Here is a 25,664-nt window from a genome sequence, read left to right on the forward strand (position 1 = left end):
TGCATAATGCTTAACATATAAGAAAATATCTTATGGGGAATTTTATATTTCAGGTAATCATATTAAGTGCTATAATTGTCTTACTTTTTTATAAAATAGGGATTTTCTTATCTTTCTTATTTGGGTATTCAATTTTCGTGGCTTGGATTACTATAATATTATCTTCTTTACTTACAGCTTCTTTTATTACGGTTCCGTTAATATTGATACTTAAATTCATACTACGGATAAGAGTTCGTAAAGAATTTCAAAGCGATACACAAATAAGACACGATCTTTCTTATTTGATTAGTGAACAAAGAATTCATCAGAAAAGAGGAAGTTCGAATACATATTTTGAATGGGGAGATATTTTTAAAGCATACGAACATAAGAAAATGTTTCGTTTATATGTTTCTAGGAATAAAGCCATTCTTTTACCTAAGAGATTTTTTAATACTAATAAAGCCATCGAATTATTAAAATATGGTCCATAAAAATTTAGACGATAGAAGTGTAATCATGAAATTAGTCTTTCATTAAAGGGCGCGAATCAGGAATAATGTTGGAAAAATTAGGGGTGTTTTTATTAAATATTTAGTTTCAATTCTAATCCTTTTTGCAATTATATTAAGTGCCTGTTCTGATAATGAAAAAGTTAAACAAGTAAAGGATAAAGATTTATCGGGGTCGTTATTGATTCAAAAATCGGTAAATAATTCATCATCTGAAGAATTGACTAAAATGGTGAATGAAAAACAAAAGATAAAACAAATATTAACTATTATAGAGGGACTTAAGGTAAAAAGAACAACTTCTGAGTAGGTATTTGAGAAAATGAAAACACAGGATAATTATACGTTTGCCTTTTCTGAAGGCAAAGAATTAAAAGTAGGTAAGAAAGCTTCGTATGCTTTTTACGTATTAGATGATGGAACCTTTATATTTCCATATAGTGATGTTAATTCACTACAAGAACCTCTAATTACGATTAAAAAACACAAAGAACTATTAGGGGAAATAAAAGAGCTAAGTGAAGTAGATTTCTAGAAAATGTTTACTATCCTCTCAAAGTTAAATCGTAGCTGAAGGACATCAGGCAAATAATACTGTACCTTCTTATAAACGGATTTTACGAGTTACCATAGGTGTACCGCAATAGCCTGCATATCTGGAATCGAAATAGAACCTCCGAATAAATCGTTAACTAAGGGTAAATATAACTATAAATAAAGTGAATGTACCTAGGAGGTCTACGGTTGAATAAACGAATTGTTAGGAAAATAACAGTGCTGCTGTTAATAGGCTTCGTTGGTCTTGACTTTACCGGATTCAGTGAAGTTACGTCAGCAAAAGTTAAAGGCAGTTCAAATCAATTAATTACCCATTATGAAATGATTAACGAAAACATCAAATTGGAAAATGCTATACACGACTCTTTAAAAGAGGTATTTAAGAAAAAAGGCTTTCCAGATGGCCGTGAATTAACCATTTCCCATGCCCAAAAAGAAATTATTTTTGTATATAGGCCTTATGCCAAGAGTGATTTAAATTATTTATACGACCTTAAACAACGTATTGAACAGGTCCTGAAATCAAAAAATTATAAGGGTTATGATGTTAAAGTTCTTGCTTATGCCAATGACACCAATGTGACAGAAAGGTTAAAACGAGAGCAAAAAATGATGAAGGAAGTTGCACAGAAAATGGAACAGATCCATCAAATACAGGTTCACGCAGGAGGTGGGATTACATCCACCGATGGCCGCCATGAAACACTTAATTTGTCTTTTTATAAAAAACATAAAAAGATTAAGGACCCTCAAAAGATTAACAACTATCATAAAGAATTTATCAAGCTTGCTGAAGAAAAAGGGCTTAATGTTAAGGACTTCCCAACATATTTTACTGATGGTATAAAACGAAACTGGGAGTTGAAAATTATTCCAGCCATCAACCAGGGATTGAAGGATATAGAAGGTCTTCAAATTACGTCTACGACCGTATTAACTCCTAATGATCCTGTCTTTATTAATACCTCGATAAACAGCTCAGATCCAAGTGCCAAGGAAATTGGAGAACATATTGAGAAGCTCGTGAAAGGATTATTTCAATACGACAATGTAAGAAAATCGTTTCCCGGCACTCAAAAAATTTATGTTCTAAGTGAAGATAATAAGAAAATAAATGAAGGGTAATTAAACGGGCGCAAGATTAGAATAAAGAGGTGAAAAGACTCAAAAAATTTTGTCACTATTTGATAAAATAGCGCAGCATAATAAAGCTTATTCTTTAGGTAGAAGTAGTCTTATACGCCCCATTATTAAAATGATTTCTCGATCACCATAATGCTTAGTAATTTATTCATATAGGAATATTTGGTTGAATGGAAAGAACGGAAAAGCGTATTAGTGTAATGAAACCAACGGTAGCTCCAAATGAGCTACCGTTATTTTAGTTGAAATATCCTGTTTTTATTTAAGAATTATTTAAGAATTACCTAAGAGTGATTTTATATTTGGTTTGTATGATTGATACAGTGTTCAAATACAGGGAGGAAACAATTTGCGAAAAATAGATCAGAGAGTTCGTATAGGTAGGATTGTCTACCTTGTATTAGCCATTATTTTTACATTAAGTGTAGTCACTCAAATCTTTTTGGCAGGCATGGCTATTTTTATAAGTCCGGCGAATTGGATGAAGCATATGACATTCGTTCACTTATTTGGATTTAATATACCGGTTTTCATGTTGGTCTTTGCATTTATCGGTGCCTTACCACACTGGGCGTATTGGCAAGTGTTAGGGATTCTAATTTCGATGTTCCTAATGTATTTCACCGCGAATATTTCAGCTAACTTACCATTGTTAGGTGCGATGCATCCCGTTTTTGGTGTTCTATTTTTTGTAATGTCCTACTCAATGGTTTCAAAAGTATGGAAATTCACATTCGATAACAAAAATAATCTGAAGGGAAAGGCGTAATATGAGAATATTTCTAGGAATACTTGTCGGCTTAATCGGAGGATTTGTTCTTGGAATTGCGTTATCAAGTTTTATTGGAGTATTGGGAATGATATTATTTAACGAACCAATTGGTATTAAGTATCTTTCGTATTTTACGACCATTATTTGTGCAGTTATCGTACCGATTATTGACAAAAAACAATCTGAAATTAAATAAGTGATATGCTAAACTCATCTTAACGACTAGTTTAAATTCATAGTTGATAGTAACAATAATGTAAGTAGGTGAAGGTCATGTCCATTAAGCAACGATTAATATTATCTAACATAGGGATGGTGATGCTTCCGATTGTTGGGTTTTTATTAGTAGAAATAGTATTAGGATACGTTATGTTTGTTATTCTTAATGGCAGCATAGAAGGTTCGGATTTACAGTTATTTTTTAATTTGCGATTGATTTCGATTGTACTCATTTTGATTGTTACGAATGGTTTACTGACGTATTACGTGTCCAGGAGTATTATTATACCGATAAAGCAACTAATCTTTTCGGCGAGGAAGATTAGTGAAGGCGATTTGGAATATAGAATTGTAACTAATAAGAAAGATGAGCTTGGTGAGCTTTCCAATACGTTTGAATTGATGAGGTTAAGGCTAAAACAGGCAAAAGAGAATCAAGCAAGGTATGAACGCAACCGCCAGGAGCTGATTGCGAGTATTTCACATGATTTATCGACGCCATTAACATCGATAAAAGGCTACGTAAAAGGAATTCAGGATGGAGTTGCAAATAACCCGGAGAAACTGGAACGGTATATGGATATCATTTATAAAACGGCTAACAATATGGATGGTCTTATCGATAATTTATTTCGATATTCCAAATTAGATATCGAACAAATCCCGTTTACGTTTGAAGAAGTAGACTTATATTCTTTTTTCACAGATTTTATTGATGAATTGGCTTTTGACCTGGAAAAAGAAGAGGGGATAGCTGCTCTGAGGGCTGATAAAAATGATGATTATATCGTGAAAGCAGATCGTGAGCAATTAAGGCGGATCGTGACCAATATTGTTCAAAACAGCCTGAAATATATGGATAAAGAGTATAAGAAGATTGGGGTCTACTTAAAATCTGAGTCCCGACAGGTCAAAGTTGAGATTAATGATAATGGAAGCGGGATCGCTAAGCAAGATGTTCCCCGTATTTTCGAAAGCTTTTATCGAACAGACACTTCAAGAAATTCCTCTACAGGGGGCAGTGGACTTGGGTTAGCGATTGTTAAAAAAATAATCGAAGAACATGGTGGTAAGGTTTGGGCTGAAAGCGATCAAGGGGAAGGGACAAGTATTTATTTTACACTTAGGAAGGTGTCGTCTTGAAAAAGATTCTAATCATTGAGGACGAAATGCATATTGCTGAATTGGAAAGAGATTATTTAGAAGTAAACGGATATTTCTCTGATATTGCAACTACTGGTGAAGAAGGAATAAAACTAGCTTTACAAAACAATTACGACCTTATTATCCTGGACTTATTGTTGCCAGGTGTTAATGGTTTTGACATTTGCAGACAATTGCGAGATTGCTTGGATATTCCTATTTTAATGGTCACTGCACGAAAAGAAGATATTAATAAAATACGCGGATTTGATCGTGGTGCTGATGATTATATCCAGAAGCCTTTTAATCCTAGTGAACTTGTCGCTAGGGTGAAAGCCCATTTGTCCAGATACGAACGGCTCGTTGGAAAGAATCATGAACCAAATGAAATTCGTATAAAAGGTCTGCACATCGATTTGAATTCACGTAGGCTTTTTGTTAACGAAGAGGAAAAAGAGTTACGTGCGAAAGAGTTTGATTTATTAATATTGTTTGCTTCAAATCCAGACCGCGTGTTTGCGAAAGAAGAATTATTTGAACGGATTTGGGGGATCGACTCATTCGGAGATATTACAACTGTAACCGTCCATATCAGAAAATTAAGGGAGAAAGTAGAGAAAGATCCCTCCAATCCAAAGTATATACAAACAATATGGGGAGCAGGCTACCGGTTTAAAAAATAAATAAGGAATTATAAGAGCGAAGTTCATCGAGAGCTTCTTTTTTTATACCTAAAATGAATTAAGGATTCGTTAAGAATTGTATAAGAAGAATTTAAGCTTTATTGATTATGATGGTTTTAGAAAAATAACAAAGGGACACATCCTTGAGTGTCAAATAAAGGAGCTTTGATTATGTTAATAAAATTTACGTTTGGAACAGTACTAGTCCACCTCTGGTTCAATGGCTTTTGTTGGGAAGTATTTTGGTGGATACGTTCTTGTTGTATCCGAATATTTTTCATAACATTCCCAAGTCGTTGGAGCTCGGAATGGAATTTATGGCAGTGGCAAGCCCGCATACCTATTTTCCACCCTTAGGAGCAGCAAGTATTTTAACAGGAATTCTGGCGTTGATGCTAGCCTGGAAGACCGAGCCAGTCCGATATTGGATTTTATTCAGTATCCTTATGATTGTGTTAGAAGGAGCGACATCCATTGTATTTGCATGGTCACGTAACGAGATTCTGTTCATCGAAGGGGTAGATGTTCATTCTGTTGAATTCTTAAAACGAACAGCACAAGAATTCCTTATCGTTCACGGATTCCGCGTTGCCTATAACATCATCGGTTCCATTTTAATGTTTGTTGGATTTATCAAGTACTACAAACACAATTTTATATCTAAAGAGGCGGTTAAGGGAAATGTTTTATATTGGACAGGTAATAGGTTATAATAAAAGTAAATCAGAGAGATGTTTGTCTTGTCATGATAAATAGGAGGATGAACCATGTCAAAATTGACGAAGGTTGTAAAATTGCTGAACAACCCCAAAGTGAAAAAAGCAGTTAAAGAAAAAGGTGTACCGATGATTAAAAAGGAAATTGAAAAGAGGAAAAATAGATCGAAGTAAGGCGATCGCAGATTGTTGCGGTTGTCTTTTTTGTGGGGAAAATTAGCGTCGTTAAGGGCGCTATAAAACAGGTCCGATTTTGAGAATCTTGGTTTGACTATACCACAAACGATGCTTTTCTGGAATAAGAACTTGATCAATCGGGCTAAGTTTTGGAATAGGCTTAGGGTTTAAAATACATATTTATCTGATTTTATGTTAAATTTTGGATAAATACTTTTTTATGAAGGTGGTTGTATGAAGAAAAAAATATTTGGACTCTCATGTATAGGTATCATAATTATGGGATTATTTTTGGTTAATGGAATGATTAGTACATCAGAAAATGAATCCAACGTAACGAAAGCAAAAGAAGAAAATAACATGGATAACAAAATGAACGAAGATAATGAACAAGGGCCAGCAACAAAACCTTACGGTGATCAAGAGCGTATGGAACGATTAGAAAAGGGGATTATGTTGTATGGTGAAGGATCTAAAGGTGGTTATTATGGCACAACAGTAAATAGTGCTTATTCTGAAAAAATAAAACCAGAAGAATCAACATCTAACAATAATTATTCTGTCGTTGTTAGTTTTACTGTGAAAAATGTTCGTGATGATGGGAAGACAGTTAACCCTTCGGAATTACAGTTTGAATTGCGTGAAGAACCAGGGGACAAATCTTATGAAGGACAAGTTCTTCCTGACAAAAACGCTTTAAACGTTCAAATCGAACCAAACGAATCAGTGACATTGGATGTTTCTTTTGAAGTTCCAAATGTTGCAGATGAATACATGTTTTATGTTGTAAGTTCTATTGACCCTACCGATGTACACTGGAAAGTTAATGATTTAACATCAAGCACAAATTAATAATAAGTAGTAAAAAGGCTCTTTTCAGGGATCACCACCAGGAAAAGTCTTTTTTATTGCTTATAAACGTCATTGTATTACTTGATTTGTTTAGAGTAATCAAATCTAGCTTCTCTTCAAGATGTTTCATTTAATCCTCCACAATGGAGGCAGATCTGGAATAAGAACTTGATCAATCGATCCGATTTGACGGAAAGATAGCATCTTAAAGGATATTTTATTCATTTGTCGAATTTCTTACTAAGGATAATAATTAAGGGAGTTGATCTCTGTTAAAAGAAAATTGGAAAATTACTTAGGTTCTATCGGGATATAGGCTTTGAGTCATCCTTCATGGGTAGTGAAGAACAGCCTGTCATTGTGTTTGGAATATTAGGGGAGAATCAGTTTGCAGTTTGGTATTATTTCAAATGTACTTATGACTTTTAGTTTTTTACTTTGGTTATTTAATTGCTGGAAATTCTAATGTATAACTCTTTACATTAACGGGCGCTTATCTGGGGTAAGAGGCGCCCTTTCTTCTGTATTTGTAGAACAAATTTATGATAGCGCTGGAGGAAATAAGGATGAAGATTAAACGGATTGTTGCCAATGTGGAAACTCAGGATTTTACAAAAGCTAAGCACTTTTACGAGGAAGTTCTTGGACTTGATCAATTAATGAATATGGATTTTATTGCAACATACGGATCACATGAAAAAATGGAAACGCAAATTAGTTTCCTTTCAGAAGGTGGTTCCGGCACTCCGGTGCCCGATTTGTCAATTGAAGTTGATGATCTTGATGATGCATTAGCCCGCATAAAAGAAGCAGGTATTCCAGTTGAGTATGGACCGGCTAATGAGCCATGGGATGTACGCCGTTTTTTCGTTAGGGATCCGTTCGGAAAGCTTGTCAATATTTTAGTCCATCTATAGATGAATGCTTTAAAACCTGTATATCAAGATGCTATCGAGCCAAACTCTAAGAGTCAAGAGAATACCTTTAAAGGGGCCCTCTTAGCCTATCTTTCCGAATTGGTTCAGCATATTGTCAGCCACGGCACATATCATCGCAGAAATCTTACGGATATGATATGTCAACATGGTTATTCGAGTTCACCTACTGAGTATGCTTTGTATCCTTATGAAATCAACTCAACGAAAAAGTTTTTTAAATTCTATACGGATGGTAAATAAAGTTTATATCTAACTTTCGCAATCGAGCGCAAGAACAGAATAAGGGGAAGGAGGGTTATTTCTTGTCAAACGGATTACTTCATCATATTGAGATATATGTTTCCGATTTAAAAAGGTCAATTGATTTTTGGTGTTGGTACCTTGAGGAACTAGGATACGAACCTTTTCAAAAATGGGAAAGTGGACAGAGTTGGAAAATTGAGGATACCTACATTGTTTTTGTCCAAACAGAAGAACGATTTCTTGACGTTCCATATCATAGATGTAGAGTAGGTTTAAATCATTTGGCTTTTTATGCGGACTCACGCCAACACGTTGATGAGATGACTAAGAAATTGAAGGATAAAGGAATTACCATACTTTATACAGAGCAGCATCCTTTCGCCGGGGGAGATGACCATTACGCCATTTACTTTGAAGACCCAGACAGAATAAAAGTAGAACTCGTAGCACCTTAAAAGTTCTGCATACAGGCGCTTTTTCCCGGATAGGAATCTATGCTCTATGTTAGAACAAAGCCATTTTGTGGAATAGGAAAATATTCAAATTCGCCTAGAGAAGGATTATTATGAAATTTTATATTTTTGATGTCTTTGCTGGGAACAAATACCAAGGAAATTAATTGGCAGTCTTCCTCCCTGAAGGGGGTATAAGACAAGAGGAAATGCAAAGGGTTGCAAAGGAGATGAACTTTTCTGAATATAATATTAGGATTACAAAAGAATGGGGGATATAATGTAAGGTTTTTACCCCTGATTCACAGATACCATTTGCAGGCCATCCGACAATTGGTACTGCTTATGTCATTCAACGTGTGATTGAGAAAGATAAAAAATGAAATTAAACTGAATTTTAAGGTTAGAACAAGTCCCAGTGGAATTTAAAGACCAAAATGTATGGATGGCACAGAGGTAGCGATTAATCCGAATTTAGCATATTACTAATTTGAGAAAGTACTAAAAGATAATGTTTTATTCATTGATTTAAAAGAAATGGTAAATAGATATAAAACACAAGGCCTTTGTGGGGATCTTTGTAATCAATTATTAGAAAGTTAGCTGAAAAAGTAATTGTTCCATATAGGGCTCGTTTATTAATAACGTGTTTTTTTCCAAACTTCAATTTTTAAAGGAGAAAGAATGTACATAAGAACAGAAAGATTAATTATACGTAATTTTGAATTACTTGATTGGGAAGAAGTACATACGTATACTTCCCAAAAGAATGTGATGAAATATATGCCAGAAGGTGTATTAACGAAAGAAGAAACAAAGGAGCTTATTAAGAAAAATCTTGGTGATTCAGCTGAGAAATTCCCAGTAATACTAGCTGATGAAGATAGTTTAATCGGGCATTTAGAGTTTTTTAACTATTTTGGTAATCATTCTTATGAAATAGGGTGGGTATTTAATCCTGAATATTATAATAAAGGTTACGCATCCGAAGCTGCATCTGCAGTAATAAAATATGGCTTTTCGGATTTAAAGATACATAGAATTGTAGCTACATGTCAGCCAGAAAACATTCCTTCTTATCGTGTAATGGAAAAGATTGGAATGAGAAGAGAAGGTTATTTTAAAAAATGCATCCCTCATGGTGATCAATGGTGGGATGAATATTCCTATGCTATTTTAAAGGAGGAATGGGATAAGTAAATGTTTTCAATGCTTTTTATGTATTAAGTGATATAACTTCTAACCTTTTTCCTTACAAAGATTTCAATTCTTTGCAGAAGCCTTAAATCTTTACTGAAAAAACATAAGAAACGATTTAAAGATATCAAGCGGTTACTAGATATACGTTTTTAATATTAATCCATAAATAAAAGGGTGCATTCCTTAATAATAAGGATCCCTTACGCCATAAAGAAGGGAGAAATCGATGCTTAGATTACGTATAGGCTTGGCTATTATTTTCTTGTTACCTATTTTGGGGTGTTCAAGTTCAATTAATGGAAGTGATGAAAAAACTAATGACATTTATTCAGGAAGTGTCTATTTCACTGGGACAATCAATGAAATTACAGGTAACACGGCGCTCGTGTACGGTAAATTAGGAAGTACAGAAGGAAATGTATATGTGGATCTTTCCGTGAATAAAGTTGATAAATTTCAAGTTGGGGACAAGATAAATGTTGAATATGATGGTATTATTTTAGAATCGCATCCCGCTAAAATTAATACACTTTCTGTCGAATTGATGGAGTAACTATAAAGAAGGTTTCCTGACAGACAAGGAACCTTTGTTGAATATAAAATCGGTGTTTATCATTGGGGCGTAATGCTGAATAATTAAGATTTAAATAATAATATAAAACTTTAGAAATTACACACTAAAGGGGTATTTATTTAATGGATTTATTAGAAGTTCTAAATTTAATAATAGTTGTAATTATTATTATGGCGATATTTATCACATTTTTACTTCAATTGGGCCATTTCATCGGATATAAACAGTTAGTAATCCTCGTTAAAGAGGATTCTCTTTTGCTGATGATGTAAAGTATATTTGACATTTTAAGTACATATGATATGATGAAAATATGTAAAATATTTTTGACATTTCGGATGAGGAGGAATGAAATATGGATTGGATTTTTTTCACTTTATTCATCATTGCTTTGATGATTAGTGTGATTTTAATTATTTTTACGCTTGTATCTTTGACGCCTTTGGGAGACGAAAGAAAAAACTTTATCAAAATGAAAACCCAATCTTACACGTTTGCAGTAGTTATCGGATATGTATTAATCGAGCTTTTTAGAAAAGGATATTTGAACATTGAGATAGAAGGGGCATACGAAGGGATAAATCCATTTACTTTTCTTGTGACAATATCAATTGTGTATTTGATCTCATTATTATTTTTCAAAAAGAAGTACGGTGGTTAAATGAAAAATTATATTAAAGAGTTAAGAAGTTCTTCTAAATTATCTCAAGCAGAATTGGCTAAAATTTGCAAAGTATCCCGGCAAACAATTAATGCAATCGAAAACGACAAGTATGACCCTACCTTACAATTGGCTTTTAATATAGCAAATGCATTAGATACTACGGTGGATAGGCTATTTGTCAATAACCCCAAATATTCAAAAACCTGAGACCGGATGTTTATCAGTATGCGAAGTAGAACTTTGCCAAAGTCCCCCCTTAACCAGACGATCGCGATAATCGAACAACTGTATGCTGGGATAGAACCGTTTTATTGAATAAGGCTTAAGCAGTGGGTTGGATTCTAATTTGAATCTGCCCTTTTTTTGTTTTTAATATTGACCAACAAACAAACACACACATATATAAACTTTTATATGATTATATTTTATTTTAATTTTGTATAATTTTACTTTACTTTTATATAAAAATAATTTATGATGCGATTATAGAGGAAAAAGGAGGTTAGCGACTTTGAAGGAGGATTTTGAAGATTATATTGAAAACAAAGTGTACGAACATAGGGTTTTAAAGAGAATGTCACAAAAAGAGTTGGCGGATGCTGTTGGCGTGTCTAAACAAACCATATTTGTTATGGAAAAAAATAATTACTCCCCTTCTCTTGTTTTAGCTTTTCGAATAGCTGATTTCTTTAACGTAGATGTTAACGATATTTTCACTTATGTGAAAAGCAGTGATCAAAATGAAAATTGAGTCTGTTTTTAATCCTTTAAAAACCTGGGTGGAAGAATCAACTGCTAATTGGAATATGCTTATTGGCATCGGTTTTGTAATGCTTTTAATCGGATTGGCTCTAACGTTCGTATTTCTACTAAAAATGGGAAAAGCTGATGAAAGAACAATTCAAATACAATTAAAAAATACCCTTATTATGTTATTTGGAGTAATTTTATGCGATATCATTTTCCCAAAAGAATATATGTGGCAAATTTTCTTCTTATTTAAATATTCATTTGCATTCATCGCTTCAGGAATATATCTAGCTTTTCGATATAAAAAAGATTTTTTAAACTAAACAAGAGGATCAGACATTTGAAACGCAATTATCTAAACACAAAAACACATAACATTATGCTAGCTGAGGCTGATCATCAATAAGAGGAGACGTAGAACTTAACAGTTCAACTAAAGGGCCAAATTGTGGAGTAGCGCTTAAAGGAAAATACAGTATTTTTCAAAGATATGGTTAAGGATTTAATGGAAATAAGGGAAGTTTAGTTGAAGAGCTGTGTTTATTTTAAGCCCAATAATACGTCCATTTTTTTGGAAAAAGTTAAGATACAATAGAAAGTGAATAGAATCTATATGCTAAACTTTATGTAGGGGTGTAAATATGAAAAATATTTCCATATTAATTGCTGATGACGAGGAGGAAATTGCTGATTTAATTGCTTTTCATTTAGAAAAAGAAGGGTACCAGTGTTTTAAAGCATCGGATGGACAAGAGGCTGTTCGTTTTGTCGAGACTCAGGTCTTTGATTTGCTGATTTTGGATATTATGATGCCGAAAATGGATGGATATGAAGTAACTCGTCGCATTCGCGAACAGCATAATATGCCTATCATATTTTTGAGTGCTAAAACTTCTGATTTTGATAAAGTACAGGGGCTGGTAATTGGAGCAGATGATTATATGACTAAACCATTCACCCCCATTGAATTGGTTGCTCGTGTAAATGCTCAATTGCGACGCTTTATAAACCTGAATCATCCCCAAAAGGATAATAAAACGCAACTAGAATTTGGTGGGTTATTGATTTCCCCTGACCAACGCACGGTTACTCTATATGATGAGGACATTGAGCTAACACCAAAAGAGTTTGATATTTTGTATCTACTGGCCAGTCATCCAAAGAAGGTTTACAGTGTAGAAAATATTTTTCAGCAGGTGTGGGACGAAGCATATTTTGAGAGTGGGAATACCGTTATGGTCCATGTTCGTACAATAAGGAAAAAGCTTAAAGAAGATAATCGAACACACAAATGGATTAAAACTGTGTGGGGCGTGGGGTATACATTCAATGGTTAAATTCTCAAGAAGTTTTCGTTCCAAAATGATTATAATATTTGGCTTAAGTATGCTACTGTCAGGTACCATCACGTATATCATTTATAAAACCCTTCAATATTTTTATTACACGGTTGTTGATTATAAAAGTCCATTAGCCCATTTCCGTCAAATCATTGGAGAAATTGGAGACATTAACTTTTTTTTACTAATATTTATCCCACTTTCGATATTGTTTTTCTTCTTACTCACGAAGCGCTACGTGACCTATTTTAATAATATTTCTAACGGAATTCACTATCTCGCTCAAGGCAACTTTAATCACCGTGTTCAAATCCTTTCAGATGATGAATTCAGGGATATTGCGCAAGATATTAATTTAGCTAGTGAAAAATTGAAACAGGCAACTGAAAAAGGAGAATTCTCGGAAAGCAGTAAAGATCAGTTAGTTGTAAATTTAGCTCATGATCTGCGTACACCGCTCACCTCTGTATTAGGCTATTTAGATTTAATCCTTAAGGATGAAAATTTGACGAAAGACCAAGTTAAACATTTTTTAACGATTGCTTATACTAAATCTCAGCGTTTAGAAGGTCTTATTGATGAATTATTCGAAATAACGAGAATGAACTATGGCATGTTGCCAATTGAACAAAAAAATATTAATTTAAGTGACCTCCTTAATCAATTGAAAGAAGAATTATATCCTGTCTTTACGAAAAATGATTTGATCGCCCGAATGAATATGACTCCTAGCTTACCTATTACCGGTGACGGAGAGCTGTTAGCACGTGTGTTTGAAAATCTTTTGATCAATGCGACTCGGTATGGATACGATGGTCAATTTGTAGATGTTAATGGCTATATTGAGTCGAGAGAAGTGGTTGTACAAGTTGTGAATTATGGAGATAGTATTCCTGCGGAGGAACTCCCGCATCTCTTTGATATGTTCTATACTGGAGACAAAGCAAGAACTCAACACAAAAATAGCACTGGTCTTGGATTGTTCATTGCGAAGAATATTGTAGAGCAACACAGCGGATCAATTACTGTTCAAAGCAGCTTAACACAGACAGTTTTTGAAGTTCGATTACCAAAAGGAAAGTGAAGCTTTACGAAATAATGAAGATAGAATAACTTCAGATACCTGATTTAAGAAAAATTTAAAATTTACCCCACTCTTTTTTTAAGAAGTTTTCGCTACCCTTTTAAGCAAAGAGAAAATAGGAGGAAGCTAAAATATGAAGAAGTGGGGATTTTTAATTTTATTACTAGTGTGCTCATGTTTCGTTTTCGCAAATAATGTTTCTTTTTTTGAATCAAAAGAAGATATAGCAAACGTAGAAGTACAAGAGTATGATCAAGAAGAGGATAGAAAGGCTTATGATAATATCCAAAAAATAAAGATTATAGAAGAACAAATCTATCAAGGAAATCTGCTTTTAGTCAATAGTGAATATCCTGTTCGCCAAGAAGGTATTAAATCAGATGTCGTCAATCTTTTTACGCACAATGAATTGGTAAAGGGATTCGGATTGTTATATAACGATACGTATTTGTCAGTGGATATAGCACGTGAATTTTCAGAAATGATTACTGCCGCAGAAAAAGAAGGAGTTGATAATTTTTGGATTACTAGTGGCTATCGGAATTTTGATGATCAAAGGCAACTTTATCAAGAAAAGGGCTCTGGTACTGCTTTGCCAGCCGGATATAGCGAACACAATTTGGGCTTATCGCTTGATGTAGGAACCACTCAAACGACGATGGCTAAAGCACCTGAAGGGAAGTGGATAGAAGAAAATGCTTGGGAATACGGGTTCATTTTACGCTATCCAGAGGATAAAACGGACATTACTGGCATTCAATATGAACCGTGGCATATCCGCTATGTTGGTTTGCCTCACAGTGCGATTATGAAAGAAAAGAATTTCGCTCTAGAAGAATATTTGGATTACTTAAAAGAAGAAAAAGCCATTTCTGTTAGTGTGAAAGGGGAAAAATATCAGATCTCTTATTATGCTGTTAATAAAAATACGACCATTCATGTGCCTTCCAAACTTCATTATGAGATATCAGGCAACAATATGGATGGTGTGATTGTGACAGTGTTTCCCTGATAGGCATGCACTAGCATCAGCATCGCATCAATGTTGATATCAATACCAATTTTGTCGATAATCAAATTACAAAAAGTGCTTTTTCCACTACCGTTATTACCTGCAAATAAAAAGAATCACCGTCTTTATTTAAATATATCAGATTGGTGGTTTAGTTATAATATTTTTTGTCTTTTAATTTGTTTTCTTCACATTCTAATGAGTATCGATCAGTGTTCAACAAAAGGCGCGCTTGTCGAACAAGGCGACCTTTTTGAATCCATATTCTGGGGTAAGAAAGATAATAAGATAGTTCATCTTGAATTTGTAAGTATGCCATTAAAGTTGCGGTTTAATTTTAAATGAACTGAATATTATTTATAATTAAATTAGGAAACGAAAGGAGGGAAGAAATTGATTAAAGGAATTTATGAAGCACATTTACCTGTCAGTAATCTTGAAACATCTATTGAGTTTTATAAAAAATTAGATTTAGAAATTGCATACCAACAAGAAAACTTAGTATTTTTCTGGATTGAGAAAGGGAGAAGCTGGTTAGGGTTATGGGAGACAGATAAAGTTAATACACCTTACCATCCCTCATTAAGACATTTAGCCTTACAAATAGATAGAGAAGATATGAAGAGTATTAAAGAGTGGTTAAAAAAAAGAGGAATAACTGTCTCAACTAATTTTGGCTTCCCACCTGAAAAACAGCCATTGGTACTACCGAATAATCCTCAGGCTCATGCAGCTATTTATTTTAAAGACCCCGATGGTAATAGTCTTGAATTAATTACTCCTTTGAGGATAGATTTCGAAGAACAATTTAACATGATGACTTTAGAAGAATGGGAAAAAGATAATAAGGTTGAGAAGTAATGTACGTAAGCTATAGGGGAAAAGCAGTAGATTGTTTTTACTATTATCTTGAAATCAAGTCTTCCATAAGGGCGCAAAATGGAATAAGAATTTGCTCCTGTATTGTGCATAAGGGCCTAAAAAGGAGTTTTTACTTATGATGGAGAACCCTACAATATAAAACTATTCTTAACAAAGAGAAAAGGAAAGTAGGAGTCGCTATGGTAATACTGGGAAAAGTGGTGTACTTAAGACCAATCAAAGATGAAGATTTCGAAAGTATTTATAATTCTTGTCAGAATGAAGAGTTCCTTTATATGACTGGAACTCGTAAGACATTTACACTTGATGAAATCACAGAAAAGTATAAACAGTTCAGCAAAGACCCTACCCGCTATGATTTCGCCATTTGTCTGTTAGATAATGACCAGATTATAGGTGATTTATCCATTTTAGAAATTGATTCAGATAATAAAAAAGCAGGGTTTAGAATATCGCTACATAGTCGAAATACTGTAAACAAAGGTTATGGTACTGAAGCAACTCAGCTTGCACAAAAGTTTACTTTTGAGGAGCTTAATTTAAATCGTTTAGAATTAGAGGTGTTCTCTCACAACATTCGTGGCATTAAAGCATATGAAAAAGCAGGGTTTAAAAAAGAAGGGACACTAAGGCAATCACTATATATGAACAATACATACTCTGATGAAATTCTTATGGGAATGCTTCAAAAAGACTATAAACAAGGTTTGTCGTAGTTCTTGTGATACCAGTCATATTTGGATAAACTACAGTTAAGCAATCGGGCGCTTTAACTTAATAACACAAGCAGAAAATGATCAAACTTTTTTATGAAAATTCTCCGGAACGAAATATTTTGAGAACCTGTTTTGATCAATCTTTTTTCAAAAACAGGTTCTGATCTTTTTATTGAATCAGACTTTACAGCCCTATTTTAAACTAACAAAAGTTTCCTCTGTTCGATTTTATTTCGTTTCTGATAGAGGTTAGCTTTGCCATTTTGTTATCGTTCGGTTGACAAAACCGTCAAGCTTTTTTATATCTTTTTTACCTTCGGTAAACGCATAAATAACGGCAATAATGATTAAAATTTGAAACGTATTAAAATGTCCTGTTCTCATAAAATCGAGAATACCGAGTGTCAATAGCCACAAATCACTTAGCAACCATAGTAAAATAAGATATTTATTTAGCCGGTTTAGTTTGAACACATATCTTAACAATAAAAATCCAATGATACTGCCCCAAAAAATAATTTCCCCTGCAACAAAAAAATACCATTTGTAATCAAGAATGAAATCGATCACCAATCGTTGCCCTCTTGTTTAATTGTATTTTTAATAAAAAATACATAGAACCCTTGTCCTATTAGAATAACAAACCAAATAAATGTGATAAAGATCCCTGTTTGCTCCTGGTAAAACCATATTTCACCTTCCAAAATAGATTGTTGTATACTAGGAAAAAATTGAGGCATAGATTCCGTTCCCGTTCGTAACAACATATTGATGATGATGTGAATAACGATAAACAACGTTATATGTTTTATAAAATCCTTGTGAGCGCTCGTTTCTCTTGGTAAACTCATGATTTATCAATTTCCTCTTGACTTAAGTAATACAAAGTTTGGTCCATATATTTAATGAGCTTTTCATCTAATCCAAATATAATTTGGTTATTTTTGTTGGTGGAATCAATAAAGTTAAAATATTTTTCTTGTAGTTTTACATCTCCTTTGAACCAACTAGATATACAATGCTTCCATTGTTTTGCAAGTTCTTGCGCGATAGGTGAGCTGGGGTGGGCATGCATATTCTTACGTGTTTCTTTAATAAGTTCGATTGTCCATTGTATACGTGAGTCGTCACTTCCTATTAAGGGTAGCTGTTCAAGAATTTTTATTTCATCAACAGTAAATATATCTTGTGGAAAAGTTGCTGGTATTTCACCATCAGTAAAATCAGTTCTATCCAATCTCTTTATCAATTCAAAAATATGCGCTTCATTATAGTGACCAGACATTTCAATTGTTTGGGACATACTCCTTAAGATAAATTGTTTTCGTCTTAATTCATCAATCTTGTTTGATGCAAAATTTATTTGTTCACTTAATGAATGAATCCAAGCATCTTCCGGTTTTATAAGAGCTGCTTTTTCACTTTTGTCAAGTAATTCTTTAATCTGATCTAACGTATAGTCCATTGATTTTAACGCTAGAATAGTCTGAAGTTTTATTAACGCTTTAGTATCGTAATAACGGTAACCACTATCTTTGACTTTGGTCGGTTTCAAAAGTTCAATTTGGTCATAATAATGCAATGTTCTTCTGCTCACATTTACTCTATTTATGATCTCTCCAATCGAATAAATAGGATTCAACTCCTCATCCATCATTCTTATTTTATAGCGCTTATTGTTATTATTAACATTAACGTTAACGTGAAAGTCAAGTTGAAACAAACATTTTATCAGCTAATAAAATCTAAGACTATCAAGAATTGTGCACAAATCTGGAATAAGAACTTGAACAATAGGGTCATTTAATGATGTAAATTATATTAAAATTAAAATAATTGAAAAGTGAAGAAGGAGCATTTTAATATGGCCCCAAATTTGGAAGTTATGCGTATTTTATTACCTGTTGTAATAGCAGGTGGAATTGCAGTATTTGTAGTTATTAGGGTGAAACATAAATATAAGATAGGTAAGCTGGGTAAGAAAAAATCAAAAGGTACTCCATATTTATTAGATAGTTTAGTACCACTTGGAATGATGGTCGGCTGTGCTGCTGCTATACTTCTTAGCCTATTTTTCTCAATCTCCCTACTATCTACAATTGGCTTAGGAGCAGGGATAGGTTTATTATTGGGGTATTTTGCTTATGAGATTTATAGCAAAGAAAAAGAGAATTATTCATAAATAGCTTTCTTCCAGAAACGGGCGCAGTTGAAAAGATGGTACTTTCCTCTTTGAAATGTATACTAAATATTACAATTTTTATTAAAATTAATTAGTTTGGGAAGCATGCAATTGGACTATAAATAATCACCATTCATAAAAGGGCCAGTTTGTGGAAGTACCATTTGTTTACCACAGTTCTACAATAATTTTTAACACGTTAGAAAATTTGCTTTTCCTTCCAAAATTCATTTCAAGAACTTATCCGACTTTTTCAGCCGCTTCTGGTTGTTTTTAATTTTGATGATTTTACAATTAATTTTTTCTTATCCTGATAAGATGTGTTAGATTGTTGATTTATTAGTAAACTTAACTTTTCAATAGAAAAGCCTACAGATAAAAGTGATTTCATATCAACTAGAAAGTCAACAATTTCTTCAGTATATGTACGATAATTTCAACCCTTTTAACTAATGAAGATAAATCCAAATTTGGTGGCTAAGAAGAAGGGTAGGGGACAAGCGAGTTTGGATGGAAAATCCAGAAAGAAGAGGATGCAATGATAGCAAATGTTGGTGTCGTAAAAGGACTAGATTGTGAAATACTATTTTACTGGAATCGCTGCTGTACTAAAAAAGGATTGCCTTGGTGGCAATCCTTAATCCCCACTGTTTTTAACGGCATTTCCAACGGATTTTTCATTTCGGTAACTGGCAGCTGTTCAATTAAAATAGCTGGTATTTAAAGCATGAAAAACATTTGAGCTCACGTAGCGGCATTGTTACTTTTAATGTAATTGAATCATGCCCATTTTGTAGTTCTCCTTTATCTTTACTATTTAAAGCGACAGTATTTGTAGTGATTATTATTTTATTTTATCCTCTAAATGTGCTATGAATTTTGCGGGATTTCCGCCGACAATGGTATTAGGTTCGACATCTTTCGTAACGACTGACCCAGCCGCAACAATGGAATTTTCACCAACTGTAACTCCCGGAAGAATGGTTGCATTAGAGCCGATCCAGGTTCTCTCCTTCAATATAATTGGTTTCAAATACATGGTTCCTCTATTTAATGGATTATAGTTATGGTTTATGGTTGCCAAAACAACATTATGGCCAATTAAACTTTGATCTCCGATGAAGATTTGGCCTTGATCTTGAAAACGACATCCAGAATTAATGAACACGTTTTTCCCTATTTTAATATTTTTCCCGAAATCAGTCGTGAATGGTAAAAACAACGAAAAGTCTTCATCTAACTCCTGACCGACAATTTGTGAAACTTGTTGCCTGATCTGCTCATTTGTATAAACACCATTATTCAAGTGTGTACACAAACGTCTCGCTTCATCGGATACTGCTACCATCGCCTTATTTACTTCTGAACCAGCATGGATCACACCCTCATTTCTCATTTTGAATAAAAGCTTTTCTAGTTCCATTTTATACGCTCCCTTCTAGTCTGTATTTCTCACTTAAATAAGTGCTCGCTACCCGCTGAGTAGATAGGAATTTTGTGCTGAATCGATGATTATTCCCATCTATTTATTCACTATTTGGCTTTTTTAATCGCCAATTATGCTTCTTCGCGCGGTGTGACTTTCATTGTCGGACTGATTGGTCACTGAGTCATCATTGGAGGTACATATGGACTCTCCCCATACTTTTCTCGATAAGCTTGATTAATATTTTCCGTTAATTATGCGCCCGTTTCAATCGGTATATAGTAAACGGAATAGGAAACTTCTTTGATAACCATTTGTCCCACGCCTTATTCAATGGCGGATTGATACCATCTGGAACGTTGTCCGTTATAAGCGCGAACATATAAATTGCTATTAACTACAACTGACCAAATCCATGTCGGTGTTCTATACGTTTTGCCATCACTATAAAAGGGAGACATGAAAATCGTCTTGATTACTAAAAAATTCTAATTGTTCATCTGTCCATCTAGTCATCGCTGCCTTCCTCTCGTTAATTAAATCTGATAGCCTCTTTATTACCAAGGTTGTGTGGTCGGCCCAATCGTAAATTCATTCACATTGGTATCCTCCGGCTGATCGATTGCAAATGCAACAACATTGGCAACACGGTCCGGACCGATTTGATACTGATTGTACATTGCATTTGTCCCCTCTGCGGTTTCTTCATCTGTGATCGTTTCCAATAACTCCGTTTTGATGGCAGCAGGGTAAATGGTTGCTGTTCGGATATTGGTTCCTTCTTGTGCGGATTCCATACGCAACACTTCCATTAAATCACGAACAGCCCATTTCGTTGCACCATAGACGGCACCACCAGGATAAGCTTTGAGTCCAGCTACTGAAGAAGTTGTAATTACATGACCAGATTTTTGTTTCTTAAATTCCGGAAGAACTGCTTCAAGACCATTTAAAACACCTTTTAAGTTTACATCAACCATTTGATTCCATTCATTGCTCTTCAGTTCGGACAATGGGGAGTTCGGCATTAAACCGGCATTTAAAAAGATGACATCGACTTTGCCAAATTCCGTTTTGGCTAATTCAACTAATTTCTGACTATCTTCTATTTTTGTAACATCCGTTACCTGGTAAATGGCTTCTCCTCCGTTATTTGAGATAGCTTCCGCTAATTCGTGTAATTTATCTTCACGACGAGCCCCTAATACGACTTTCGCTCCTTATGATGCTAATAATTTTGCGGTAGCCTCGCCAATTCCTGAGGAAGCACCTGTAATAATAATTACCTTGTCTTTGATTGCCATAATACTCTCTCTCCCTTTTAGCTATAATTCCAAGAGAATACGCTTGTATAAATTTGAATAAGAATTTAAGTTAAAAATATCCTCTATTCATTTCACCCCTTACGTTTTTCTCTTAAAAAAAGTTTAAACCTTATAGTTAACTCTAGGTCAATAGATAAGTTTATGCATTTTTCAGATGGCTTTGACTATTAGCAAGTACCTTGATATAATCACTTTTATGTTTAGAGTTAACTCGAAATCTAAATTGTGAAAAAGAAAAGGGGGAGAAATGATGAAGACATATTCTATAAGCGAGGTTGCTAAAGAATTAAATCTTACCGTATATACCTTGCGTTACTACGACAAAGAAGGACTTCTGCCTTTTGTAGAGCGTACAGCCAGTGGAACAAGAGCGTTTAAAGAATCCGATATTGACGCTTTAAAAGTAATTGAATGTTTAAAAGCCACTGGAATGCCTATTAAGGAAATAAAAAATTTTATTGATTGGTGTTCTGAAGGAGATTCCACTTTGCGACAGAGATTTGACATGTTTATGGAGCGAAAAGCTACGGTAGAATCACAACTGGAGGAATTAAACAAGACTATGGAACTCATCAAGCATAAATGCTGGTATTACAAGACAGCTTTGGATGCCGGGACGGAAGATATTCATAAAAATGATAAAATAGAAATTCCTATTAACTAATGAACAAAATATAGTTTTCAATTATTCCTTAGAGACCGTCAAGTGCGATGACTTGAGGATTGGGAAAGTGCAACAGAACGGCAGGATTATTAAATAAACGAGAATTCTGATTATAAAGGTAGAAGAACGATCTTCCGTTAACGGGCGCTTATCAGGAATAAGAACACATCTATTATTGTCTCATCGCACCGGAAATCATATTTTTTTGAACTTTTTAATGCTCGGATCGGCCCGTTTTTTCTTAATTATTTCAGAGATAATTTACGTGATCCTTAGGGAAACAATCGAAACAAACAATCTTTCAGAAATTAGATCACCTATTGTGTAGTATTTTGTATTGTTATAATAAAATACTTATTGCAGGAATTTTCCATTGAAACATTTTTACTATAATGCTAACATAACTTTAATTGAATATTTCCTTTAATGCAGTCCAGAGAGGCTGAAAAGGGTGATATAAGCTAAACATCTGATTATGGTATATCGATGGATATTTATGCCCTTTTGTCCTTTATGACAATAGGGCATTTTTTATGTCTGCATGTTGGCTGGGGTATTTATTATTAACTTAGTCTTGTGAGGCTTGGATAGAGAATGGTAGAAAAATTCACACCCCATTCCCTTCAAAGCAAGGATCAAAATTTATTTCAAAAAATTGGAGGGGAACGTATGAATTATCAGAAAAAAACAGTAATAGCATCTGTAGCAGGTTTAACATTAGAAGGTATGGACATTATGTTTATCTCTTTTGCCATGTCGATGATTATTACACATTTTAATGTCGATTTAGCAACAGGTGGACTCATATCCTCTATTACAAACACAGGAATGCTTGCTGGTGGAGTGATTTTTGGAGTTTTAGCAGATAAATTTGGTCGAGTACGAATTTTCACTTATAGTATTTTTCTCTTTGCAATCGGTACTGCTTTAACTGGGTTTGCCACAAATATTGAACAGATTTACGCTTATCGATTTATTGCAGGTCTTGGTGCTGGTGGAGAATACGGAATTGGCATGGCACTGGTTGCAGAGGCATGGCCAAAGAATAAACAAGGTAGGGCATCTTCATATGTAAGTCTAGGTGCTCAATACGGTGTCATTCTCGCAGCGCTGCTAAGCGCTATGATCCTTCCAGCCTTTGGATGGAGAGCACTGTTTTTTGTTGGATTAGTACCGGTGATTTTTGCATTCGTTGTGCGAAGAAATTTAGATGAGTCACCAGAATGGGTAGCTGCTCAAAAACAAAAAAAGCTAGACAACAGGAAAGAAAAAGGCAGGTTAATCCAGTTATTTGATACACCTAGAGCTACAGCGACGACAATTTCTTTAGCGATCATGGCAACTGTTCAGATTGCGGGTTATAATGGTTTGATGATTTGGTTGCCATCCATGTTGCAACAATCACAAGGATTATCAGTTTCAAGCTCCGCGATTTGGACAGTTGCTACTGCAGCTGGAATGATTATTGGAATGCTAACCTTTGGACGATTTATGGATAGATTTGGGGTAAAACTTTCCTATGGAGTGTTCCTTCTTGCTTCTGCATCAGCTGTATATTTATACTCGTATGCGGAAGGAAGTGTAGGCGTACTAGTTGGTGGGGCCATCGTAGGATTCTTTGCAAATGGAATGTTCGCCGGGTATGGAGCTTTAATTAGTAGTCTTTATCCAGTTCAAATTCGAAGTACTGCTACAAATGCAATTTTTAACTTTGGTAGAGCTTTAGGAGGCTTGTCTCCAATCCTGGTTGGGTATATTTTGCAAGAATATGATATGGCAGTAGCGATGAGTTACTTAGCAGTTTTATATTGCCTATCCTTTATTATTATGCTTACTTTAAAAAGTAAACAGTCAGAGGGTAGCGTCGAATCGCAGCGTTCTGCTTAATTGAATTAATAACCGTTCCGTGTTGATAAACATTTCATAATGGTCGTGCGAACAATTAAGTGCTTCCTTCTGAAACGGGCCAGATTGTGGAATAAGTGCTAATGATATATTGAGTAAAATAATGTTTCAGCCTCTAGTCTGAGGAATTTGAGTTCAATTAATAATACAATTTATTATGAACGATATATTTATGGGGGCGGATCATTATAAATGTAAAAAAAGCATTAAAAAGACCATTAATAAGTTTTGTTATCACAAGTTATGTAATATTTTTTGTGTTTTTTATGGTAATCGGTATAAGTATCATTTTAGGTGCACCTGAGAGCGTAACAAACATCTTGCAAATCATCTCTGCATGGTCAACAACCTTAGCATTTGTTATATTATTCAAAAAGATCTATCCGGGATTAAGATTAAAGGATTTTGTAAAAGAGCAATTTGCTCCAAAAATTAGGCTTTCAGTTCTTAGCATAGCAGTAATTATTCAAGTAATAATCATCGCTGTGACTATATTTCTTCTATCTATTACAAACGATACTCAAAACTTGGCTTTGTCATTTACAGGTCTTGGATTATTGTTTTTTGCATTCCTAGATACTTTAGTAAGAGGACCTTTAGGCGAGGAACTAGGTTGGAGAGGATATGCTTTAAATGAACTTCAAAAGAAGTACTCTCCTTTAAAATCAGCCCTAATAACAGGTGGTTTATGGGGGGGTGGCACACGCCACTATGGTTTGCCTCGGGCTATACCGGAATGAATTTAATCAAGTACATTGCGCTTTTTTTGATTGGAATTATATCTTTTTCGATTATTGTGACGCTGTTCTACAACCTAAATAAAAACCTGGTGATACCTATTATTATTCACCAACTATTTAATTTTTCTCTGGTGTTGATTAAAGGAGATTTATTAGACATTTTGGTATATGTTATGCTTACTTATTTTGTTACCGCAATTATATTAATTGTTATAAATCCTAAGGAAGTTCTATACAAAAAAGGCATATGGAATTGATGTTAAGAAATTACCAATTTAATTATGGAGGTCTTGTGAGATTTTACATCAAGAAATAAACATAAATCAATTTTGATTGTAGTTTCTTCAACAATTGGGCACTTTACCAGAGTAACGAAAAAAAGTCCAATTTCTCAATTTTACTGAGAAATTGGACTTTTTATATTGTAATTTCCTTAACGTTGTAAATCCGCATTTTCCTGACGCTACCCTATTAAGTCCTTCCTTTCTGGAGATAGTTTACCGTACGGTCATTATTCCTAGAAGTCGGATTCTTTATGCATTCAATTTTGAATATTTATGAGTTTTGCAACACCCTATCCTCCTAAGATATAATTTTAAAAAAAGATATTTAGTGAGGTAGTGTTATGACAGGTGATATGCTAACAAAAAGTTTGGATTCTAGCTTTGGTAAAGTAAAATATGATGTACAGGGACAAGGGCCGAATATTGTTCTCGTTCATGGTACTTCATAATCTACATTTAATTGGAGACATATTATTAATGCCTTGAGTAATTGGTTTACTGTTTACTACTATGACCTTATAGGGGA

At 34.2% G+C, this 25,664-nt stretch carries 34 protein-coding genes and 1 pseudogene; 29 read left to right on the forward strand and 6 right to left on the reverse strand.

Annotated elements, in window-relative coordinates; translation table 11 throughout:
- Positions 1 to 32 precede the first annotated feature (32 nt).
- From JKP73_RS23615 to JKP73_RS10215, 24 genes are all read left to right on the forward strand, one after another.
- Positions 33 to 476: a YcxB family protein gene (locus JKP73_RS23615; protein ID WP_200411181.1), complete on the forward strand. Its 444-nt coding sequence runs from the start codon at positions 33 to 35 to the stop codon at positions 474 to 476.
- Between the two features lie 340 nt (positions 477 to 816).
- Positions 817 to 1,029: a hypothetical protein gene (locus tag JKP73_RS10105; protein ID WP_200411182.1), complete on the forward strand. Its 213-nt coding sequence runs from the start codon at positions 817 to 819 to the stop codon at positions 1,027 to 1,029.
- Positions 1,030 to 1,238: 209 nt separating this feature from the next.
- Positions 1,239 to 2,177, forward strand: a complete 939-nt coding sequence (locus JKP73_RS10110) for a DUF4030 domain-containing protein (protein WP_200411183.1) — start codon at positions 1,239 to 1,241, stop codon at positions 2,175 to 2,177.
- Between the two features lie 367 nt (positions 2,178 to 2,544).
- Positions 2,545 to 2,964, forward strand: a complete 420-nt coding sequence (locus JKP73_RS10115) for a DUF6220 domain-containing protein (RefSeq protein WP_200411184.1) — start codon at positions 2,545 to 2,547, stop codon at positions 2,962 to 2,964.
- 1 nt (position 2,965) lies between these two features.
- Positions 2,966 to 3,163 carry a DUF5957 family protein gene (locus JKP73_RS10120; RefSeq protein ID WP_021291446.1) on the forward strand — a complete coding sequence of 66 codons (198 nt, stop codon included), beginning with the start codon at positions 2,966 to 2,968 and terminating at the stop codon, positions 3,161 to 3,163.
- 77 nt (positions 3,164 to 3,240) lie between these two features.
- Complete coding sequence (locus JKP73_RS10125; protein WP_038244114.1) at positions 3,241 to 4,329, forward strand: sensor histidine kinase; 1,089 nt, start codon at positions 3,241 to 3,243, stop codon at positions 4,327 to 4,329.
- A complete protein-coding gene (locus JKP73_RS10130; RefSeq protein WP_200411185.1) occupies positions 4,326 to 5,012 on the forward strand; it encodes a response regulator transcription factor in 687 nt (228 codons plus the stop codon). Before JKP73_RS10125 ends, JKP73_RS10130 begins: the two co-directional genes overlap by 4 nt.
- Positions 5,013 to 5,257: 245 nt before the next feature.
- Entirely contained in the window at positions 5,258 to 5,725 is a 468-nt protein-coding gene (locus tag JKP73_RS10135; protein ID WP_200411186.1) for a hypothetical protein, read from the forward strand.
- A gap of 54 nt (positions 5,726 to 5,779) precedes the next feature.
- A complete protein-coding gene (locus tag JKP73_RS23400; protein WP_021291442.1) occupies positions 5,780 to 5,902 on the forward strand; it encodes a hypothetical protein in 123 nt (40 codons plus the stop codon).
- Between the two features lie 237 nt (positions 5,903 to 6,139).
- A complete protein-coding gene (locus JKP73_RS10140) occupies positions 6,140 to 6,757 on the forward strand; it encodes a DUF4352 domain-containing protein (RefSeq protein WP_021291441.1) in 618 nt (205 codons plus the stop codon).
- Between the two features lie 566 nt (positions 6,758 to 7,323).
- Entirely contained in the window at positions 7,324 to 7,674 is a 351-nt protein-coding gene (locus tag JKP73_RS10145) for a VOC family protein (protein ID WP_038244110.1), read from the forward strand.
- The gene (locus JKP73_RS10150; protein WP_021291438.1) at positions 7,675 to 7,935 is read left to right on the forward strand and encodes a DinB family protein; all 261 of its coding nucleotides are present in this window, start codon (positions 7,675 to 7,677) and stop codon (positions 7,933 to 7,935) included. It begins immediately after the preceding gene.
- Between the two features lie 62 nt (positions 7,936 to 7,997).
- Positions 7,998 to 8,393 (forward strand): VOC family protein, encoded by a 396-nt coding sequence (locus tag JKP73_RS10155; protein ID WP_200411187.1) that lies wholly within the window; start codon positions 7,998 to 8,000, stop codon positions 8,391 to 8,393.
- A gap of 681 nt (positions 8,394 to 9,074) precedes the next feature.
- Entirely contained in the window at positions 9,075 to 9,590 is a 516-nt protein-coding gene (locus JKP73_RS10165; protein WP_021291435.1) for a GNAT family N-acetyltransferase, read from the forward strand.
- A gap of 226 nt (positions 9,591 to 9,816) precedes the next feature.
- Positions 9,817 to 10,143 carry a DUF3221 domain-containing protein gene (locus JKP73_RS10170; RefSeq protein ID WP_200411188.1) on the forward strand — a complete coding sequence of 109 codons (327 nt, stop codon included), beginning with the start codon at positions 9,817 to 9,819 and terminating at the stop codon, positions 10,141 to 10,143.
- A gap of 376 nt (positions 10,144 to 10,519) precedes the next feature.
- Complete coding sequence (locus JKP73_RS10175; RefSeq protein ID WP_021291432.1) at positions 10,520 to 10,825, forward strand: hypothetical protein; 306 nt, start codon at positions 10,520 to 10,522, stop codon at positions 10,823 to 10,825.
- Positions 10,826 to 11,035, forward strand: a complete 210-nt coding sequence (locus JKP73_RS10180; RefSeq protein WP_021291431.1) for a helix-turn-helix transcriptional regulator — start codon at positions 10,826 to 10,828, stop codon at positions 11,033 to 11,035.
- A gap of 304 nt (positions 11,036 to 11,339) precedes the next feature.
- On the forward strand, positions 11,340 to 11,579 hold the full coding sequence (locus JKP73_RS10185) for a helix-turn-helix transcriptional regulator (RefSeq protein ID WP_200411189.1): 240 nt from the start codon (positions 11,340 to 11,342) through the stop codon (positions 11,577 to 11,579).
- Entirely contained in the window at positions 11,569 to 11,901 is a 333-nt protein-coding gene (locus tag JKP73_RS10190; protein WP_200411190.1) for a DUF2178 domain-containing protein, read from the forward strand. The genes JKP73_RS10185 and JKP73_RS10190 overlap by 11 nt, the downstream gene beginning before the upstream one ends.
- Positions 11,902 to 12,219: 318 nt before the next feature.
- Positions 12,220 to 12,915, forward strand: coding sequence for a vancomycin resistance response regulator transcription factor, VanR-F/VanR-M family (gene vanR, locus JKP73_RS10195; RefSeq protein WP_021291428.1), 696 nt, complete (start codon positions 12,220 to 12,222; stop codon positions 12,913 to 12,915).
- On the forward strand, positions 12,908 to 14,002 hold the full coding sequence (locus tag JKP73_RS10200; protein WP_200411191.1) for a sensor histidine kinase: 1,095 nt from the start codon (positions 12,908 to 12,910) through the stop codon (positions 14,000 to 14,002). The genes vanR and JKP73_RS10200 overlap by 8 nt, the downstream gene beginning before the upstream one ends.
- Positions 14,003 to 14,135: 133 nt before the next feature.
- Positions 14,136 to 15,014 carry a VanY-A/VanY-F/VanY-M family D-Ala-D-Ala carboxypeptidase gene (vanY, locus tag JKP73_RS10205; protein ID WP_038244070.1) on the forward strand — a complete coding sequence of 293 codons (879 nt, stop codon included), beginning with the start codon at positions 14,136 to 14,138 and terminating at the stop codon, positions 15,012 to 15,014.
- Between the two features lie 393 nt (positions 15,015 to 15,407).
- A complete protein-coding gene (locus JKP73_RS10210; protein ID WP_200411192.1) occupies positions 15,408 to 15,875 on the forward strand; it encodes a VOC family protein in 468 nt (155 codons plus the stop codon).
- Positions 15,876 to 16,075: 200 nt separating this feature from the next.
- Complete coding sequence (locus JKP73_RS10215) at positions 16,076 to 16,612, forward strand: GNAT family N-acetyltransferase (RefSeq protein ID WP_021291423.1); 537 nt, start codon at positions 16,076 to 16,078, stop codon at positions 16,610 to 16,612.
- A 249-nt stretch (positions 16,613 to 16,861) separates the two neighbouring features.
- Here the strand turns inward: JKP73_RS10215 and JKP73_RS10220 are convergent, their stop codons facing one another.
- From JKP73_RS10220 to JKP73_RS10230, 3 genes are read right to left on the reverse strand one after another with little or no spacing between them, the layout of a single operon-like run.
- Complete coding sequence (locus JKP73_RS10220) at positions 16,862 to 17,185, reverse strand: hypothetical protein (protein ID WP_200411193.1); 324 nt, start codon at positions 17,183 to 17,185, stop codon at positions 16,862 to 16,864.
- Positions 17,179 to 17,463: a 2TM domain-containing protein gene (locus tag JKP73_RS10225; protein ID WP_188941958.1), complete on the reverse strand. Its 285-nt coding sequence runs from the start codon at positions 17,461 to 17,463 to the stop codon at positions 17,179 to 17,181. The genes JKP73_RS10220 and JKP73_RS10225 overlap by 7 nt, the downstream gene beginning before the upstream one ends.
- On the reverse strand, positions 17,460 to 18,269 hold the full coding sequence (locus JKP73_RS10230; RefSeq protein ID WP_200411194.1) for a MerR family transcriptional regulator: 810 nt from the start codon (positions 18,267 to 18,269) through the stop codon (positions 17,460 to 17,462). Before JKP73_RS10230 ends, JKP73_RS10225 begins: the two co-directional genes overlap by 4 nt.
- Positions 18,270 to 18,476: 207 nt before the next feature.
- On the opposite strand from JKP73_RS10230, the gene JKP73_RS10235 reads away from it, so the two are divergent.
- Together JKP73_RS10235 and JKP73_RS10240 are read left to right on the forward strand one after the other, a co-directional pair.
- On the forward strand, positions 18,477 to 18,794 hold the full coding sequence (locus JKP73_RS10235; RefSeq protein WP_200411195.1) for a hypothetical protein: 318 nt from the start codon (positions 18,477 to 18,479) through the stop codon (positions 18,792 to 18,794).
- A 538-nt stretch (positions 18,795 to 19,332) separates the two neighbouring features.
- The gene (locus tag JKP73_RS10240; RefSeq protein ID WP_200411196.1) at positions 19,333 to 19,518 is read left to right on the forward strand and encodes a hypothetical protein; all 186 of its coding nucleotides are present in this window, start codon (positions 19,333 to 19,335) and stop codon (positions 19,516 to 19,518) included.
- A gap of 120 nt (positions 19,519 to 19,638) precedes the next feature.
- Here the strand turns inward: JKP73_RS10240 and JKP73_RS10245 are convergent, their stop codons facing one another.
- The 3 genes and pseudogenes from JKP73_RS10245 to JKP73_RS10255 form a co-directional block, all read right to left on the reverse strand.
- A complete protein-coding gene (locus JKP73_RS10245) occupies positions 19,639 to 20,217 on the reverse strand; it encodes a DapH/DapD/GlmU-related protein (protein ID WP_021291417.1) in 579 nt (192 codons plus the stop codon).
- A gap of 329 nt (positions 20,218 to 20,546) precedes the next feature.
- Positions 20,547 to 20,681 (reverse strand): DUF2255 family protein, encoded by a 135-nt coding sequence (locus JKP73_RS23145; RefSeq protein ID WP_234447097.1) that lies wholly within the window; start codon positions 20,679 to 20,681, stop codon positions 20,547 to 20,549.
- A 96-nt stretch (positions 20,682 to 20,777) separates the two neighbouring features.
- Positions 20,778 to 21,524, reverse strand: a pseudogene (locus tag JKP73_RS10255) (SDR family oxidoreductase).
- Between the two features lie 271 nt (positions 21,525 to 21,795).
- On the opposite strand from JKP73_RS10255, the gene JKP73_RS10260 reads away from it, so the two are divergent.
- From JKP73_RS10260 to JKP73_RS23150, 3 genes are all read left to right on the forward strand, one after another.
- Positions 21,796 to 22,209 carry a MerR family transcriptional regulator gene (locus JKP73_RS10260; protein ID WP_021291415.1) on the forward strand — a complete coding sequence of 138 codons (414 nt, stop codon included), beginning with the start codon at positions 21,796 to 21,798 and terminating at the stop codon, positions 22,207 to 22,209.
- Between the two features lie 669 nt (positions 22,210 to 22,878).
- Complete coding sequence (locus tag JKP73_RS10265; protein ID WP_031335557.1) at positions 22,879 to 24,096, forward strand: MFS transporter; 1,218 nt, start codon at positions 22,879 to 22,881, stop codon at positions 24,094 to 24,096.
- Between the two features lie 284 nt (positions 24,097 to 24,380).
- The gene (locus JKP73_RS23150; RefSeq protein ID WP_234447098.1) at positions 24,381 to 24,854 is read left to right on the forward strand and encodes a CPBP family intramembrane glutamic endopeptidase; all 474 of its coding nucleotides are present in this window, start codon (positions 24,381 to 24,383) and stop codon (positions 24,852 to 24,854) included.
- The last annotated feature ends 810 nt before the right edge of the window (positions 24,855 to 25,664 follow it).

Source organism: Virgibacillus salexigens (assembly GCF_014905415.1).
GTDB classification, from domain to species: domain Bacteria; phylum Bacillota; class Bacilli; order Bacillales; family Amphibacillaceae; genus Virgibacillus; species Virgibacillus salexigens.